The sequence below is a fragment of the Streptomyces sp. NPDC050264 genome (assembly GCF_040655895.1).
In the GTDB taxonomy this organism is placed as follows: Bacteria; Actinomycetota; Actinomycetes; order Streptomycetales; family Streptomycetaceae; genus Streptomyces.
The window spans coordinates 19,787-35,925 of record NZ_JBFAKV010000015.1; the positions used below are offsets into that span (position 1 = coordinate 19,787).

Sequence of the window (16,139 nt, forward strand, 5' to 3'; positions counted from 1 at the left end):
GTACGACCGTGTCTCCGGCCCCGGGTACGCTTCAAGTATGAGTGCTGTTCCTCGCTCCGACAGGGCGTCCGAGAAGCCGGCGGGCCGGTTCCGGCGCATGCTCGACCGACTGTCCACCTCCCAGGAGGACCTGGAGTCGGAGGAGCTGCGCGAGGACTCGGAGACCACGGGCTGTACGCGTATCGGGGATTGCCAGGACCGACAGATCGTCACGGTTACTGGTACGTTGCGCACGGTAACCCTGCGACCACGCGCCGGAGTTCCGGCCCTCGAGGCGGAGTTGTTCGACGGCTCCGCCGCCCTGGATGTGGTGTGGCTCGGCCGACGCTCGATCCTGGGGATCGAACCCGGCCGCAAGTTGATCGCTTCGGGGCGGATCTCGATGAGCCGGGGCCGTAGGGTGCTCTTCAACCCGAAGTACGAACTCAGACCGCTCGGACGGGAGTAGCCGGTGACGTCGCTCGACAAGCCGACCGACCGCGAACCCGGAGTCGACCAGGACTCCGCCGCTTCGAAGGCGGTGACCGAGGCCGCGCTCTTCGAGGCCTTCGGCGGCCTGCGGGGCATGGTGGAGACCGTCGTGCCCGGTCTTCTCTTCGTGACCATCTTCACGATCAACAAGGACCTGCACATGTCGGCCATCGCGGCCCTCGCGGTGTCCCTGGTCCTGGTCGTGGTGCGGCTGGTCATGAAGGACACCGTCAAGCACGCCTTCAGCGGCGTCTTCGGTGTCGCGTTCGGTGTCGTCTTCGCGATGATGACCGGCAACGCCAAGGACTTCTATCTGCCCGGCATGCTCTACACGTTGGGGCTCGCGCTCGCGTACATCGTGACCACGCTGTGCGGGGTTCCGCTGATCGGGCTCATCCTCGGGCCGGTGTTCAAGGAGAACCTGTCGTGGCGGACGCGCAACCCCGGCCGCAAGAAGGCCTATGCGAAGGCGAGTTGGGCCTGGGGGCTCATTCTCCTCGCGAAATGCGCGGTGCTGTTCCCGCTGTACTGGTGGGGCGACACGACGCAGTTCGGCTGGGTGCTCATCGCTCTGAAGATCCCGCCGTTCCTGCTGGCGGTGTGGCTGACGTGGGTGTTCCTGGCGAAGGCGCCCGCGCCGATCGATGTGTTCGCGGAGATGGAAGCCGCGGAGGCTGCCGAGAAGGAGGCGAAGGCCGAGCGTGAGGCCTCCTCGGGTGCGGGTGCGCGGCATCGCCGGGAGGGCTGAGCTGCTCCGGCGCGTGCGGGTCGAGTGTGGCTGGTCGCGCAGTTCCCCGCGCCCCTAGAAGCACATGAGAGGGCCCGGCAAGCAAAGCTTGCCGGGCCCTCTCATGTGCTTCTTAAGCGTCCTCGCGGCGGACCGACAGCAGGTCCTCCAGTTGTTCCTCCCGCGCCTGTGCGGCGACGAACAACAGCTCGTCGCCCGCCTCCAGGGAGTCCTCCTGGCTGGGGGCCAGGACGCGGGTGCCGCGGATGATCGTGACCAGGGACGTGTCCTGCGGCCACTGGACGTCGCCCACGCGCGTGCCGGCGAGGGCCGACTCCGGCGGGAGCGTCAGCTCGACCAGGTTCGCGTCGCCGTGGCTGAAGCGGAGCAGGCGGACCAGGTCGCCCACGCTCACCGCCTCCTCGACCAGGGCCGACATGAGGCGCGGCGTGGAGACGGCGACGTCGACGCCCCACGACTCGTTGAACAGCCATTCGTTCTTGGGGTTGTTGACGCGGGCGACGACCCGCGGGACCCCGTACTCGGTCTTCGCGAGGAGGGAGACGACGAGGTTGACCTTGTCGTCGCCGGTGGCCGCGATGACCACGTTGCAGCGCTGCAGCGCCGCCTCGTCCAGGGACGTGATCTCGCAGGCATCGGCGAGCAGCCACTCCGCCTGCGGGACGCGCTCGACCGAGATGGCCGTCGGCGCCTTGTCGACGAGGAGGACCTCGTGACCGTTCTCCAGGAGCTCGCCCGCGATCGAGCGGCCGACCGCCCCGGCTCCGGCAATGGCGACCCTCATCACTGACCGCCTTCCTCGGGGCCTTCGGCGAACGCCGCCTCGACCTTCTCGACCTCGTCCGTGCGCATCATCACGTGCACGAGATCGCCCTCCTGCAGCACCGTCTGCGACGTCGGCAGCATTGCCTCGCCGAGGCGGGTGAGGAACGCCACGCGCACCCCCGTCTCCTCCTGGAGGCGGCTGATCTTCTGGCCCACCCAGGACTCCGACGCGTGCACCTCGGCGAGCTGGACGCCGCCGGTCGGGTCGCGCCACAGCGGCTCCGCGCCGGACGGCAGCAGCCGGCGCAGCATCTGGTCGGCGGTCCAGCGGACCGTGGCGACCGTCGGGATGCCCAGGCGCTGGTAGACCTCGGCGCGGCGGGGGTCGTAGATACGCGCCGCCACGTTCTCGATGCCGAACATCTCGCGGGCCACGCGGGCGGCGATGATGTTCGAGTTGTCACCGCTGGAGACGGCGGCGAAGGCGCCCGCCTCCTCGATGCCGGCCTCGCGCAGGGTGTCCTGGTCGAAGCCGACCCCGGTGACGCGACGGCCGCCGAACCCGGATCCCAGACGGCGGAAGGCCGTGGGGTCCTGGTCGACCACGGCGACCGTGTGGCCCTGCTGTTCCAGGGTCTGGGCGAGTTGGGACCCTACTCGGCCACAGCCCATGATCACGATATGCACGGACCTACCCCGCACTCCTCATAGGCCTACTGACCTGCGTAAACGTCCTGCTCATGTCTCTCTCTCGCGGCTCGGTCCAGCCGGTGCGGCTCGATCTCGGGCACGATACGGGCTGTTCGCGGCTCGCGCTCTGGACCACCGTATCGGCAATATGCTCGAAGTCCGCCTTCGCGTCGGCGCCTAGATCGCCACCGCTTCCCGGACCGGTGGACAGGGGCTCCGCGGCGGTTGCACGGGCGGGCTTCGCGGGTGGAGGAGGCGGTCATGGCGGGACGGCGTTCTCGGTGGACGTGGCTCGTGCTCGTGGTGGCCGCGGTGGTGGTGTGGGGGCTGCTGTCACGCGGAGGGCGTACGCCGTCCCAAGCGGGTGGCGACCAGCCGTCACCCTCCGGCGGACAGGCTTCACGATCCCCGGAGCGATCCCCGGAGTCGTCCCCGGAGCGGTCCGCACCGGCCCCCTCTGCGTCCCGTACGGAGAGCGGCGACTACGACCCCGCCGACTACGCGCCCCAGGTCCGCGCCCGCGCCCGGCAGGCCGGTGTCGGGCCCCGGCTGGTGATGGCGATCCTCTACAACGAGGCGTACAAACCGCACGACCCCGCGCTGGAACGGGCCTGGCAGAAGTACAAGCCGGACGCCGCCTTCGGTATCGCCAACATGCACCGGGCCGCGTACGACGAGACCAGGCGCGGCCGTGACTTCGCCGACCGTGCCTGGGACGAGCTGCCCGACGACCGGGACCTGGCGATCGAGGCCGCCGCCTGGCATCTGCACGACCTGGACGCGCGGCTGCCGGCGCACTGGAGCGGCCCGTACACCCGCGACGAACTGCTCGCGCTCGGCTACAACGCCGGGGCGTCCAACATGCTGGCCTTCGCCCGTGACGTGAGCCCCGGCGGCCAGGCCCGCTCCTATCTCGACCGGCTGCGCGGCAACTGGGCGAAGGCGGGGCGCGCGGCGGGCTGAGGGCGGGCCGGGAGAGGGCCGGGTGCCGATTCGGGGTGGTGGGTGGGCGGCCCCCCGTTCGAACGCTTACGATCCTCTGCGTGTCCAAACTGACCGACGTGCCCAAACGGATCTTGATCGGGCGCGCACTGCGCAGCGACCGGCTGGGGGAAACACTCCTTCCGAAGCGCATCGCACTCCCCGTTTTCGCCTCCGACCCGCTGTCCTCCGTGGCGTACGCGCCGGGCGAGGTCCTGCTGGTCCTTTCCATCGCGGGAGTGTCGGCCTACCACTTCAGCCCCTGGATCGCGGTCGCGGTCGTCGTGCTGATGTTCACGGTCGTCGCCTCGTACCGGCAGAACGTGCACGCCTACCCGAGCGGTGGCGGCGACTACGAGGTGGCCACCACCAACCTCGGCCCGAAGGCCGGGCTCACCGTCGCCAGCGCCCTGCTCGTCGACTATGTCCTGACCGTCGCCGTCTCCATCGCCTCCGGCATCGAGAACCTCGGCTCGGCGATCCCCTTCGTGGTCGAGCACAAGGTGCTCTGCGCCTGCGCCGTCATCGTCCTGCTGACGGTGATGAACCTGCGCGGCGTGAAGGAGTCCGGGAAGCTCTTCGCCATCCCCACGTACGTCTTCGTGGCCGGCGTCTTCATCATGATCGCCTGGGGCGCCTTCCGCGGGATCGTCCTCGGCGACTCCATGAAGGCACCCACCTCCGACTTCCACATCAAGGCCGAGCACCAGGGCCTCGCGGGCTTCGCGCTCGTCTTCCTGCTGCTGCGCGCCTTCTCCTCCGGCTGTGCGGCGCTCACCGGCGTCGAGGCGATCTCCAACGGCGTACCGGCGTTCCGCAAGCCCAAGTCGAAGAACGCGGCGTCCACGCTCGCGCTGATGGGCGCGCTCGCCGTGACCATGTTCTGCGGCATCATCGCGCTCGCCATGGTGACCAAGGTGCGGATGGCCGAGCACCCGGCGACGGACCTGATCCACAACGGTCTCGCGGTCGGTTCCGGCTACGTCCAGAACCCGGTGATCTCCCAGGTGGCGGAGGCCGTCTTCGGCAAGGGCAGCTTCCCGTTCGTCATCCTGGCGGCAGCCACCGCGCTGGTCCTCTTCCTCGCCGCCAACACGGCGTACAACGGCTTCCCGCTGCTCGGCTCGATCCTCGCGCAGGACCGCTACCTGCCGCGCCAGCTGCACACCCGCGGCGACCGCCTCGCGTTCTCCAACGGCATCGTGCTCCTCGCCGGCGCGGCCATGCTGCTCGTCGTCATCTACGGCGCCGACTCCACCCGCCTGATCCAGCTCTACATCGTCGGCGTGTTCGTGTCCTTCACACTCAGCCAGACCGGCATGGTCCGGCACTGGAACCGCCACCTGCGCACCGAGCGGGACGCCGACAAGCGGCGCCACATGATCCGCTCCCGCGCGATCAACACCTTCGGCGCCTTCTTCACCGGCCTGGTCCTCGTGGTCGTCCTCGTCACGAAGTTCACGCACGGCGCGTGGGTCGCGCTGCTCGGCATGTGCATCTTCTACGCGACGATGACCGCGATCCGTAAGCACTACGACCGGGTCGCCGAGGAGATCGCCGCGCCGGAGACGCCGTCCGACGACAGCGTCCGCCCGTCCCGCGTGCACTCCATCGTGCTCGTCTCGAAGATCCACCGCCCCACCCTGCGGGCCCTCGCCTACGCCAAGCTGATGCGCACGGACACGCTCGAAGCGCTGAGCGTCAACGTCGACCCGGCCGAGACGAAGGCGCTGCGCGAGGAGTGGGAGCGGCGCGGCATCGACGTACCGCTGAAGGTCCTCGACTCGCCCTACCGCGAGATCACCCGGCCGATCATCGAGTACGTGAAGAGCCTGCGCCGGGAGTCTCCGCGCGACGCCGTCAGCGTGATCATCCCCGAGTACGTGGTCGGCCACTGGTACGAGCACCTGCTGCACAACCAGAGCGCGCTCAGGCTGAAGGGACGGCTGCTGTTCACTCCGGGGATCATGGTGACGTCCGTCCCCTACCAGCTGGAGTCCTCCGAGGCCGCCAAGAAGCGGGCCCGCAGGCGCTCCGAGTGGCACGCGCCGGGCGCCGTCCGCCGCGGCCCGGTGGAGAAGCGCCCGAAGGAGCCGAGCAACAAGTAGCGGCGCCCTGTAGGCCCACGGCTCGTGGTGAGCGGCCGGGTGACAGCCACGTAGACTGGTGGGCTGTTGTCCGGCCGCTTTCGCTTTTTGGCCGTTTCCCCCTTGAGGTACTGGAGCCCCCGCCATGCAGGCAGAAGAGAAGACGTCACTGGTGGGGGAGGAGTACGAGGTCGAGATCGGGCCCGTCGCACACGGCGGTCACTGCATCGCGCGTACAGCCGAGGGCCAGGTCCTCTTCGTCCGGCACACGCTGCCCGGCGAGCGGGTCGTGGCGCGGGTGACGGACGGCGACGAGGGCGACCGCTTCCTGCGCGCGGACGCCGTGAAGGTGCTCGACGCGTCCAAGGACCGCGTCGAGGCGCCCTGCCCCTACTCGGGCCCCGGCCGCTGCGGCGGCTGCGACTGGCAGCACGCGAAGCCGGGCGCGCAGCGCCGCATGAAGGGCGAGGTCATCGCCGAGCAGCTGCAGCGCCTCGCGGGCCTCACGCCCGAGGAGGCCGGCTGGGACGGCACGGTGATGCCGGCCGAGGGCGACAAACTGCCGGCGGGCCAGGTGCCGCAGTGGCGTACCCGTGTCCAGTACGCGGTCGACGCGGACGGCAACGCCGGACTGCGCCGCCACCGCTCGCACGAGGTCGAGCCGATCGAGCACTGCATGATCGCGGCCGAGGGCGTGTCCGAGCTGGGGATCGAGCAGCGGGACTGGTCGGGCATGGTGTCCGTCGACGCGATCGCGGCGACCGGTTCCCAGGACCGCATGGTGATCCTGGAGCCGGCGCCCGGCGCCCGGCTGCCCCTCGTCGAGCTCGACAAGCCGGTGTCCGTGATGCGGGTCGGCGAGAAGGACGGCGGGGTGCACCGCGTGCACGGCCGCGCCTTCGTGCGCGAGCGCGCCGACAACCGCACCTACCGGGTCGGCAGCGGCGGCTTCTGGCAGGTCCACCCGCAGGCCGCGGAGACGCTGATGCGCGCGGTGATGCAGGGTCTGCTCCCGCGCAAGGGCGACACCGCCCTCGACCTGTACTGCGGCGTCGGCCTGTTCGCCGGCGCCCTCGCGGACCGCGTCGGCGAGAAGGGCGCGGTGCTCGGCATCGAGTCCGGCAAGCGCGCCGTCGAGGACGCCCGGCACAACCTCGCCGCCTTCGACCGGGTCCGCATCGAGCAGGGCAAGGTCGACGCGACCCTGCCGCGCACCGGCATCACCGAGGCCGACCTCATCGTCCTGGACCCGCCGCGCGCGGGCGCCGGCAAGAAGACGGTCGCCCACCTCACGACGCTGGGCGCGCGCCGGATCGCGTACGTGGCCTGCGACCCGGCCGCGCTTGCCCGGGACCTGGGGTACTTCAAGGAGGGCGGGTACCGGGTGCGGTCGCTGCGGGCGTTCGATCTGTTTCCCATGACGCATCACGTGGAGTGCGTGGCCATTCTGGAGCCTGCGGACAAGGGCGCCTGAGCGGCGGGTCGGCCGGCCTCGCGCGGGTCAGTGGCGCAGGGCGCCGCGTCGGGCGGTCTGCCCGCGCCCTTCGATGGCCGGCCCCTGCCGGGACCGCTCCGGACCGGAGTCGGTCCGTCGTAGCCGGAGGGCGATCAGCGCCGTGAGTACGAAGATCGCGGCCTCGTAGGCCATGGCGTGGGTGAACGCCGCGTTCGCACTGTCGGCCGGTGCGAAATAGGCAAGGCCGGCCGCCGTCACCCCGATCGAGCCGCCGAGTTGCTGGGCTGTGGGCAGCAGCCCGGACACCGAACTCGCGGCGGCGCCCCGCACACCCGCGAGGACCAGCGTGAACACCGCGGCCGTGAACAGGCCGAACGCGGCGCCCCCGGCCGCCAGTACCGGCAGCGCCGCACGGCGCCCGGGGCCGGTTGCGATGAGCGGCGCGAGCGCCACGGCCGTGCCCGCAAGCACGAGCGCGGCGGCCGTCAGCGCCGTCGCGCCCAGCCGGCGGGAGAGGGCCGGGGCGACACGGCTGCCCACCACGGCCGCGGCGGCGAACGGCGCCGAGACCAGCGCGGCGGACAGCGCCGAATACCCGACAGCGGACTGCAGATGCAGGAACAGCAGGTACGTGAACGACGGGACACCGGCGTTGAAGACGAACACCAGCAGCACGCCCCGCCGCGCGGTCCCGTCCCGCAGGACCGACGGGTGGACCAGGGGGTCCGGCCGGTGCCGGAGCGTGCGGACGAAGCAGGTGAGGGCGGCCGCGGCCACGGTGAAGGAGGCCCAGGTCCACCAGGGCCAGCCGGCCTCCCGGCCCAGCGCGCACGGCAGGACCAGCGTCGCGAAGCCGATGGTGGTCAGTGCCACTCCCACCCGGTCCACGCGCTGTCCGTCCGTGCCGCGCGCAGGAGGCAGCAGGGCGGCGCCCGCCAGCGAAACGAGTGCCACGGGCACCGTGACCAGGAAGACCGCGCGCCAGCCGAGGCCGAAGAGGTCGGCGCCGACGAGCAGCCCGCCGATGAGCGGACCGGCCAGCGAGGCCACGCCCATCGTGGCGCCGTACAGGGCGAGGGCTCGTGGGCGGCGGGCCGGCGGGACGCCGGTGCGGATGAGCGAGAGCACCTGCGGGGCGACCAGGCCGCTGCCCGCACCCTGCACCAGCCGGGCCGCGATCAGCCATCCGGCGCCGGGCGCGGCGGCGCAGGCCACCGAGCCGACCGTGAACACCGTGGTGCCCAGCACGAACAGCCGCCGGTGACCGTAGCGCTCGCCAAGCCGTGCGGCGGTGATGAGCAGGCACGCGTACGCCAGGGTGTAGCCGGCCAGCACGAGCTGCACCGCGCCGGGGCCCGCGCCCAGGCCGGACTGGATGGCCGGAGCGGCGATCTGCGCGATCGTGACGTTGAGCAGCTGCACGAAGGTCGCGCTCAGCACCACCGGCAGCAGGAAACGTCGGACGTTCACCGGACCAGGGCCTCGGCGAGTTCCTGCGGGCGGGCGGCGAACGGGCTGTGGCTGCCCGGAAGCGTGCGGACGGTGAACGGCTCGCCCGGCATGGCCCGGTCGGCCTCCGCGATCATCAGGTCCTGTGTGGCCGTCGGCAGTCCCCGGTCCTGCGCGCAGCGCAGGAAGGTACGCGGGATACGGCCCCACCGTGCCGCGGTCAGAGTGATGGGGGTCGCCGGGACGGCCAGCGGCAGATCGGGGCTGAGTGCGGAGCGCCAGCGGTCGAAGCGGTCTGCGGGCGTGTCGTGGTAGTGGGCCTGCCGCAGCTCCTCGATGTAGGCGGGGTCCGACGAGAGCGGGTCGATCCGTACGGCCCCCAGCGCCTCGGGATCACCGAGGTTGAGGCCCTGCCCCAGAGCGGTGGCGTTCTCGGGCGCGCTCAGGTAGTCGAAGAACCGGGGACGGCCGGCGGGGACGAACGCGGAGAGGTAGACGACGCGGTCGACCAGTTCGGGCGCGCGCTCCGCGGCCAGCGACGCGGGACCGCCGCCCGCGCTGTGCGCGACGAGCACGACGCGGCCGTAGCGGCGGACCCGGCGCAGCGTGTCCAGGACGGCATCGGCGCAGTCGTCCATCGTGATGTCGGCGAGCTGCGATCTCTCGGTCAGCAGACCGGGGCGACCGGGCAGCAGGTATCCGCTGGGCAGGGGAGCGCCGAAGCCGTGCCCGGGCAGGTCGACGGCAACACTCGCGGTACCGAGACCGGCGAGCGCCCGTTGCGTCGCCGCCCACTGCCATGAGCCGTGCCAGGCGCCGTGCACCAGGACGAAGACGGTGTTGTTCGGGTTGTTCGGGGAGGGAGCCATGGCCCCATCTCAGGGGACCCTAGCGAGTCGATCCAGCGAAAGATATGGCACGCTGGGCGGCGATACTTTGTATGTATGAAGGGGGCGGTCTTGGAAGCGCGGCATCTGCGGTACGCGCTCGCCCTCGCCGAGCACAGACACTTCGGCCGGGCCGCCCGCGCGCTGGGTATCGCGCAGCCCCCGCTGTCCAAACAGATCGCCGACCTGGAGCGCGAGACCGGGGCCCGGCTGTTCGACCGCACGCGCCAGGGAGTGTTCCCGACCGCCGCGGGCGAGGCGTTCCTCGACCGGGCGCGGCGGGCACTGGAGGAGATGGCGGCGGCCACAGTGGACGCCGGCCGGGCGGCGCGCGGCGAGACGGGCCGGTTGCGCCTTGGATTCATCGCCTCCGCGCTGCTCGACCCGCTCCCGGACGTCCTGGGCCGGTTCGGCCGCGAGCGGCCCGACGTCCGCCTTGAGCTGCACGAGATGGCATCGGGCCGCAGCACCGCCGCGCTCATCGCCGGAGAACTGGACGTGGCCGTCACCCTCGGACCGCCCCGGGGCGCCGGGGCCGAGCATCTGGTGTCCGTCCCGGTCGGACACGACCATCTGATCGCCGTGGTCGCCGGCGCCCACCCCTACGCGGGCCAGGCGTCGGTGAGCGTGGACCAGCTGCGACGGCAGCCGCTGATCGTGGCCGCCGGGGAGGACGAGCCCGCCATCGCCACCGGGCTGCGCGTCCTGCTGGGCGAGGACGCCGCAGCGCTGGAAGGCGCCACCGTGGCGAGGGACGTACACACGATCATGGGCCTGGCGGCCTGCGGGGTCGGCGTGGGCCTCGGGCCCTCCCGCATGCGAGAGGCTCCGAGGCCGGGGATCCGGTTCTGCGAGGTGACCCCGAGGACGGCGCTTCCCGACCTGGTCCTGTCCTTCGCCGACCGGGACCGCTCCCCGGCGCTCGGTGCCTTTCTCGACACCGTCCGCCGGAACTGCCCCGATGTCGGTGCCGCGCTCGACCTGCGGCTGGGGCGGGCGTGAGTGCCTGCATGACAGCAGCCTGACGCCCCATCAAGGGGGTGTCGGGGTCGACCCGGCGGCGCTTGTCGAGTGGGGCGCGGGGGATACGGGTGAGAGGGCCCGCGCCGACGAGAAGCGGCTCACCGACACCATCGCCATCGTCTTCGTCTTCGTCTTCGAGCGCACGCTGGGCATCCACCGGCCGGGGTGAGTGAGCGGTCAGAACCTCCGTTACGTGCGCGGTGGGCGAGTGGCGTGTCCCTTTCTCTCCAAGTCAGGATGGGCGAGGCAACCCAGGGCGCCCTTCATGGCGCCCTCGCCGCCGTGCAGATCGACCATCACGGGACGTCGGTCGGTCGGCAGTGTCACCCTCCAGGACGCTGGTGGCTGTCAGGAAGACGTCGTGTGGCGGGGCCCGGCGTACTGGCGGCAGTCGCCGGTGAAGACGGCCGTGAGCTCCTCCGCGATGGACGCTGCCGACACTTCGCTCGCGGGTACTCCGTCGGCCTGGGCGGTGTCCCGGTAGACCTGCATCGCCAGGCCCTCCGTCACCGCGGTCGGCCGGACGGCCGCGGGCCACGGGTCCAGGTCCGGTGCGACCTCGCCGCACTCCTTGCCGTTGTGTACGGCCCGCGCCACATCCGTGCGCAGCCGGTGGGCGGTCTCCACGTCGACGTCGGCGAGCGCGGGCGCGTCCAGGGCCCGGCCGGCGAACGCCCGCGTCACCCGGAACTCGGTGCGCCGCGTCTCGTCCAACGGGAGGAGTTCGGCGAGCGCTTCGGCCAGGACGTGCCTGATCGGACGGTGGTGCTCGATGCCGGTCCGGATCCGTTCGTCGGCCCGGCTCCTGATGCGCGCGGTCACCTCCTTGAACGCGTGCAGCAGCATCTCGTCCTTGGAACGGAAGTAGTGCTGCACGAGCCCCACCGACATCCCGGCGGTCGCGGCGGTCCGTGCCACGGTCACCGCGTCCAGGCCGTGTTCGGTGATGAGTCGGCAGACGGCGTCCGCGATCTGGCGGCGTTCTTCTTTGGTCGGCCGTCGGCGCGGTCGTCGTGGTGCTGCGTATCGTCCTCGTGGTGCGCGGGCCCGGCCGTGTCTGACGCCCGCGGCGAGCGCGGCCCGCTCAGGCCCGGGTGCCGGGGACGGCGGCGAGGAGTTCCTGGGTGTACGGGTCGGCGGGGGTGGCGAAGACGTCGTCGGTCGTGCCCGTCTCGATCAGGCGGCCCCGGCGCATGACGCCGACCCGGTCGGCGATCTGGCGGACCACGGCCAGGTCGTGGGAGATGAAGAGGTAGCTGAGGCCGAGGTCGCGCTGGAGGTCCACGAGCAGTTCGAGGATCTGTGCCTGGACGGACACGTCGAGGGCCGACACCGGTTCGTCGCAGACGACCAGGTCGGGTTCCAGGGCGAGTGCCCGGGCGATCGCCACGCGCTGGCGCTGCCCGCCGGAGAGTTCGGCGGGGCGGCGCCGGAGGGCGGAGACGGGGAGCGCGACGCGTTCCAGCAGGTCACTCGCGCGCCGGGCGCGCTCCTTGCGGCCGCCGATGTTGAACGCGCGGAGCGGCTCGGTGATCACGTCCGCGACGGACTGCCGAGGATCCAGGGAGGCGTACGGGCTCTGGTGGACGAGCTGCATCCGCCGGCGCAGCCGCCGCAGCGCCCCGCCGCGCAGGCCGGTGATGTCCTGCCCGTCGAAGGTGACGGTGCCGGCCGTGGGATCCGCGAGGCGCACCACGAGCCGGGCGGTGGTCGACTTCCCGGACCCCGACTCGCCGACCAGCGCGAAGGTCTCGCCGCGGCCGATCCGGAACCCGACCTCGTCGACCGCCCGGAACGTACGGGCGCCCGCTGCCCCGCGAGGCGACGGGAACTCCTTCACGAGCCCCCGGACGGTCAGCAGATCGTCCGCGCCCACGGGCCCGCCGGCGCCGCGCCGGTCCACCACCAGACGGCCCCCGGCCAGACTCGGGGCGGATGCCAACAAGCGCCGCGTGTAAGGGTGTTGGGGGGCGGTGCGCACCTGTTGCGTGGCGCCGCTCTCGACCACCTCGCCGTCCGCCATGACGACGATCCGCCGCGCCCGGTCCGCGGCGACGCCCAGATCGTGCGTGATCAGCAGGACCGCGGTGCCCGACTCCCGGGTGAGGTGCTCGATGTGGTCGAGGATCTGCCGCTGGACGGTGACGTCGAGCGCGCTCGTCGGCTCGTCGGCGATCACCAGTTTCGGCCGGGCGGCCACCGCGACGGCGATCAGCACACGTTGCCGCATACCGCCGGAGAGTTCGTGGGGGTAGCGCCGGGCCTGGACCGCGGGGTCCGGCAGACCGGCCCTGCCGAGGATCCCGACGGCCTGCGCCGCCGCCGTCCGCCGGTCGGCGAGGCCGTGGATCAGCAGCACCTCGGCGACCTGTGTCCCGACGCGCTGCACCGGATTGAGCGACACCATCGGGTCCTGCGGGATCAGCCCGATGTCACGGCCCCGGCGGGCCCGCAGCTCCTTGTCCTTCACCCGGGCCAGGTCGACACCGTCGAAGAGGATCCGCCCCGCCTCCAGTACGCCACCGGCCGGGAGCAGCCCGATGACGGAGTGCGCCGTCGTGCTCTTGCCCGAACCGGACTCGCCGACCACGGCGACGACCTCGCCGGGCCGCACGGTGAGGTCGACGCCCCGTACGGCCCGGACGATGCCGGTGCGGGTCCGGTACGAGACCCGCAACCCGCGTACGTCGAGCAGGGGTTGGTCGTCGTTCACCGGGTCTGCCTGCCTTCCCCGTCGAGCGCGCGGGAGATGCGATTGGCGGCCAGGACGGTGGCCGCGATGGTCAGGCCGGGCAGCGTGGTCAGCCACCACGCCGTGGCCAGGTAGTCGCGGCCGCCCGAGACCAGCGCGCCCCATTCGGGGGTCGGCGGTGTGGCGCCGTAGCCGAGGAAGCTGAGCGAGGACACCTGAAGGAGGACGGCGCCGAAGTCGACGGCCGCGTACACGAGGACCGGGCCCGCGGAGTTCGGCAGCACGTGCCTCCCGAGTACGGAGTACCACCGGGACCCCGAGGCGCGCGCCGCCTCCACGTACACCGAGCCGCGCACCCGCAGCACTTCGGAGCGCATGATGCGGGCGAAGCTCGCCACGCCGGTGACGCCCACGGCGATCGCGACCTTCGCGGTGCCGAAGCCGAGCGCGGTCACGACGGCCAGCGCGAGCAGCAGGTTCGGGATGGCGAGGAGGACGTCGGCGCCGCGCATCAGGACGTCGTCGACGCGGCCGCCGAGGTACCCGGCGAGCAGCCCGACGAGGGAGCCCACCCCCAGGCCCACGGCGACGGCGAGCAGCGTCGCCCGCAGGGACAGGGCCGAGCCGTGCACCACCCGCGAGAACAGGTCGCGGCCCAGCTGGTCGGTGCCGAACGGATGCCCGGCGCCGGGCCCCTGCACCTTGTCCCGGGGCACACCGGAGAGCGGGTCCTGCGCGGTGAAGAGGCCCGGGAAGAAGGCCGCCAGGAGGACGAGCGCCAGCACCAGGACGGAGAGGACGAGTCCGGGGCGGCGCAGCAGGAACCCGGCCAGCCGCCGGAGCCGCCGCGCCGCGCCCGCCCGGCCGGAGCGTTCCGGGTGCGGGGAGCCGGTTCCGCCCGGCGGTCGGGTGAGCGCCTCGGCCGTCATGAGTTCGGTCACCGCGCCACCGCCACAGCTGTCGTGAGTTCGGTCATCGCGTCACCGCCACAGCCGTCGTGAGTTCGGTCATCGCGCCACCGCCACAGATGTCGTGATCCGCGGATCGAGGAGGGGGCAGATCAGGTCGACGGCCAGATTGGCCAGGACGAAGGCCAGCGCGCCGAACACCACCAGCCCCTGGACCACCGGGATGTCCTGCGCGCTCACCGCCATGGCGGTGAGCCGCCCCACCCCGGTCCGGGAGAACACCGTCTCCACGACCACCGACCCCGCCAGCAGGTTGCCGACCAGCATGCCCACCACCGTCAGCGGAGGGATCGAGGCGTTGCGGGCGGCGTGCCGGAAGTGCACCCGGGCCCGGCCGGCACCCTTGGCCAGCGCGGTCTCCACGTACGGTTCGGCGAGGGTGGTCCGCAGGCTCTTGGCGAAGACCTGCGCGAGGATCGCGCCGGTGGGCAGCGCCAGGGTGATCACCGGCAGGATCAGGCTCTCGAAGCCCTCGTTGCCGACGGCGGGCAGCAGGCCCCAGCGGAACGACACGATCTGTACGAGCACCAGGCCGACCAGGAACGTGGGGGCGGACACACCGAGCGCGGGCAGGGACAGCAGCGTCTGCCGCAGCCAGCGCGATCGGGTGTAGGTGGCGAGCAGGGCCACGCCCGCCCCCAGGATCAGCGCCAACAGCAGCGCACCGGAGGTGAGTTGGAGAGTCGCGGGCAGGCTCTCGGCGATCATGCGGGTGACGTGGTCGCCGCTCTGCACCGAGGTCCCGAAGTCGCCGTGCAGGGCGTGCCACAGCCGGCTGCCGTACTGCTCGGCGACCGGTCTGTCGAGGCCGTACGTCCTTCTCAGCTCGGCCAGTTGGCCGGGACCGACGCTGCTCGTCTCGCCGCCGCCCGCCGCCATGATGGACACCGGGTCGCCGGGCAGCAGGTACAACACCGCGAACGACAGGGTGAACGCCGCCCACAGGACGAGGACGGCCTGGACCAGTCGCTGTGCCAGATAGCGCCGCACGGTCAGGACGCCGCGGAGGACAGTTCGCCGACGGCGGCGCCGGCCGTCGCGGCCAGCGTGCGCGAGGCCTCGTACGCGACCTGGCGGAGCTCGCGCGCGGTCCGTTCGACGTCGACCCGGAAGGCGGGGCCGCACACCGAGACGGCCCCGGCGAGCGCCCGGCCGCGCCCCCACACGGGCACCGCGACGCAGACCACGCCCTGCCTGAACTCGCCCCGGTCCAGGGCCACTCCGCGCTCCCGTACGCGGTCGAGGTCGTCCTGCAGGTCCGGCCCCGTGGCGAGGGTGCGGGAGGTGATGTGCGGCAGGTCGCCGTCGAGCCCGCGGCCTGCCAGGGACTCGTCGGTGAAGGCGAGCAGCGCCTTGCCCAGGGCGGTGGCGTGCGGCGGCAGGATGCTGCCGATGCGCAGCGGCAGCGGGGCGCTGCGATGGCCGTGCAGCCGCTCCAGGCAGAGCACGCCCTGCTCGCGCAGCACGCCGAGGTGCACCGCCTCGTCGGTGAGCCGGTACAAGTCCAGCAGGTAGGGCAGGAGTTGGTCGCGCAGGGCCAGGGTGCGCACGCACGGGGTCTGCGCGACGAGGTCGACGATGCGCCGGCCGAGCCGGTAGCCCCCGGCGGGGTGGTCGGCGAGGCCGAGTCCGGTGAGCAGCCCGAGGATCCGGTGGACGGTCGTCTTGGGCAGGCCGGTGCGGCGGGCGATCTCCGAGACACCGATCCAGTTGCCGTCGCCGGGCAGGTGGTCGAGGACGAGGAAGGACTTCTCGACGGCGCCCGGCCCGTCCTGGACCGTGGTGAGGGCCGTGGTGATCGCCGCGCGCGCCGTGCTGTCGGTGCGCACCGAGGTGCTGAGCGTGGAGGTGGTGGAGGTCATCGTCACTCCTGTGGAGGCGGGGGTACGCGGGCGGCGGCGGACGGCGGTGGGGGCGACTCG

16 protein-coding genes are annotated in these 16,139 nt (G+C 72.2%); 7 read left to right on the forward strand and 9 right to left on the reverse strand.

Annotated elements, in window-relative coordinates; translation table 11 throughout:
* The first annotated feature begins 37 nt into the window (after positions 1–37).
* Both AB0J02_RS25550 and AB0J02_RS25555 read left to right on the forward strand, forming a co-directional pair.
* Entirely contained in the window at positions 38–448 is a 411-nt protein-coding gene (locus tag AB0J02_RS25550) for an OB-fold nucleic acid binding domain-containing protein (RefSeq protein ID WP_255970494.1), read from the forward strand.
* Between the two features lie 3 nt (positions 449–451).
* Positions 452–1,219, forward strand: a complete 768-nt coding sequence (locus tag AB0J02_RS25555) for a DUF3159 domain-containing protein (RefSeq protein ID WP_363196088.1) — start codon at positions 452–454, stop codon at positions 1,217–1,219.
* A gap of 112 nt (positions 1,220–1,331) precedes the next feature.
* On the opposite strand, the gene AB0J02_RS25560 is transcribed toward AB0J02_RS25555, so the two are convergent.
* Both AB0J02_RS25560 and AB0J02_RS25565 read right to left on the reverse strand, forming a co-directional pair.
* Positions 1,332–2,003, reverse strand: coding sequence for a TrkA family potassium uptake protein (locus tag AB0J02_RS25560; protein WP_164558793.1), 672 nt, complete (start codon positions 2,001–2,003; stop codon positions 1,332–1,334).
* Positions 2,003–2,671 (reverse strand): TrkA family potassium uptake protein, encoded by a 669-nt coding sequence (locus AB0J02_RS25565; RefSeq protein WP_363196089.1) that lies wholly within the window; start codon positions 2,669–2,671, stop codon positions 2,003–2,005. The genes AB0J02_RS25560 and AB0J02_RS25565 overlap by 1 nt, the downstream gene beginning before the upstream one ends.
* A gap of 264 nt (positions 2,672–2,935) precedes the next feature.
* On the opposite strand from AB0J02_RS25565, the gene AB0J02_RS25570 reads away from it, so the two are divergent.
* The 3 genes from AB0J02_RS25570 (at position 2,936) to AB0J02_RS25580 (ending at position 7,216) form a co-directional block, all read left to right on the forward strand.
* Complete coding sequence (locus AB0J02_RS25570) at positions 2,936–3,637, forward strand: lytic transglycosylase domain-containing protein (RefSeq protein ID WP_363196090.1); 702 nt, start codon at positions 2,936–2,938, stop codon at positions 3,635–3,637.
* Between the two features lie 80 nt (positions 3,638–3,717).
* Positions 3,718–5,763, forward strand: a complete 2,046-nt coding sequence (locus AB0J02_RS25575; protein WP_363196091.1) for an APC family permease — start codon at positions 3,718–3,720, stop codon at positions 5,761–5,763.
* 124 nt (positions 5,764–5,887) lie between these two features.
* A complete protein-coding gene (locus tag AB0J02_RS25580) occupies positions 5,888–7,216 on the forward strand; it encodes a TRAM domain-containing protein (protein WP_363196092.1) in 1,329 nt (442 codons plus the stop codon).
* A gap of 27 nt (positions 7,217–7,243) precedes the next feature.
* On the opposite strand, the gene AB0J02_RS25585 is transcribed toward AB0J02_RS25580, so the two are convergent.
* Both AB0J02_RS25585 and AB0J02_RS25590 read right to left on the reverse strand, forming a co-directional pair.
* Complete coding sequence (locus AB0J02_RS25585) at positions 7,244–8,668, reverse strand: MFS transporter (protein ID WP_363196093.1); 1,425 nt, start codon at positions 8,666–8,668, stop codon at positions 7,244–7,246.
* Positions 8,665–9,516, reverse strand: coding sequence for an alpha/beta hydrolase (locus tag AB0J02_RS25590; protein WP_363196094.1), 852 nt, complete (start codon positions 9,514–9,516; stop codon positions 8,665–8,667). The genes AB0J02_RS25585 and AB0J02_RS25590 overlap by 4 nt, the downstream gene beginning before the upstream one ends.
* A 90-nt stretch (positions 9,517–9,606) precedes the next feature.
* Here AB0J02_RS25590 and AB0J02_RS25595 point away from each other — a divergent pair, with 90 nt between their 5' ends.
* Together AB0J02_RS25595 and AB0J02_RS25600 are read left to right on the forward strand one after the other, a co-directional pair.
* The gene (locus AB0J02_RS25595; RefSeq protein WP_363196229.1) at positions 9,607–10,536 is read left to right on the forward strand and encodes a LysR family transcriptional regulator; all 930 of its coding nucleotides are present in this window, start codon (positions 9,607–9,609) and stop codon (positions 10,534–10,536) included.
* Positions 10,496–10,726 carry a hypothetical protein gene (locus AB0J02_RS25600; protein ID WP_363196095.1) on the forward strand — a complete coding sequence of 77 codons (231 nt, stop codon included), beginning with the start codon at positions 10,496–10,498 and terminating at the stop codon, positions 10,724–10,726. The genes AB0J02_RS25595 and AB0J02_RS25600 overlap by 41 nt, the downstream gene beginning before the upstream one ends.
* Positions 10,727–10,905: 179 nt before the next feature.
* Here AB0J02_RS25600 and AB0J02_RS25605 read toward each other — a convergent pair whose 3' ends face one another.
* The 5 genes from AB0J02_RS25605 to AB0J02_RS25625 all read right to left on the reverse strand — a co-directional run bounded on the left by AB0J02_RS25605 (position 10,906) and on the right by AB0J02_RS25625 (position 16,079).
* Positions 10,906–11,529, reverse strand: a complete 624-nt coding sequence (locus AB0J02_RS25605; protein ID WP_363196230.1) for a TetR/AcrR family transcriptional regulator — start codon at positions 11,527–11,529, stop codon at positions 10,906–10,908.
* Positions 11,530–11,641: 112 nt separating this feature from the next.
* Positions 11,642–13,270 carry an ABC transporter ATP-binding protein gene (locus AB0J02_RS25610; RefSeq protein ID WP_363196096.1) on the reverse strand — a complete coding sequence of 543 codons (1,629 nt, stop codon included), beginning with the start codon at positions 13,268–13,270 and terminating at the stop codon, positions 11,642–11,644.
* A complete protein-coding gene (locus AB0J02_RS25615; RefSeq protein ID WP_363196097.1) occupies positions 13,267–14,190 on the reverse strand; it encodes an ABC transporter permease in 924 nt (307 codons plus the stop codon). Before AB0J02_RS25615 ends, AB0J02_RS25610 begins: the two co-directional genes overlap by 4 nt.
* 66 nt (positions 14,191–14,256) lie before the next feature.
* Complete coding sequence (locus AB0J02_RS25620; protein WP_363196098.1) at positions 14,257–15,207, reverse strand: ABC transporter permease; 951 nt, start codon at positions 15,205–15,207, stop codon at positions 14,257–14,259.
* Between the two features lie 2 nt (positions 15,208–15,209).
* On the reverse strand, positions 15,210–16,079 hold the full coding sequence (locus AB0J02_RS25625) for an IclR family transcriptional regulator (protein ID WP_363196099.1): 870 nt from the start codon (positions 16,077–16,079) through the stop codon (positions 15,210–15,212).
* Between the last annotated feature and the right edge of the window lie 60 nt (positions 16,080–16,139).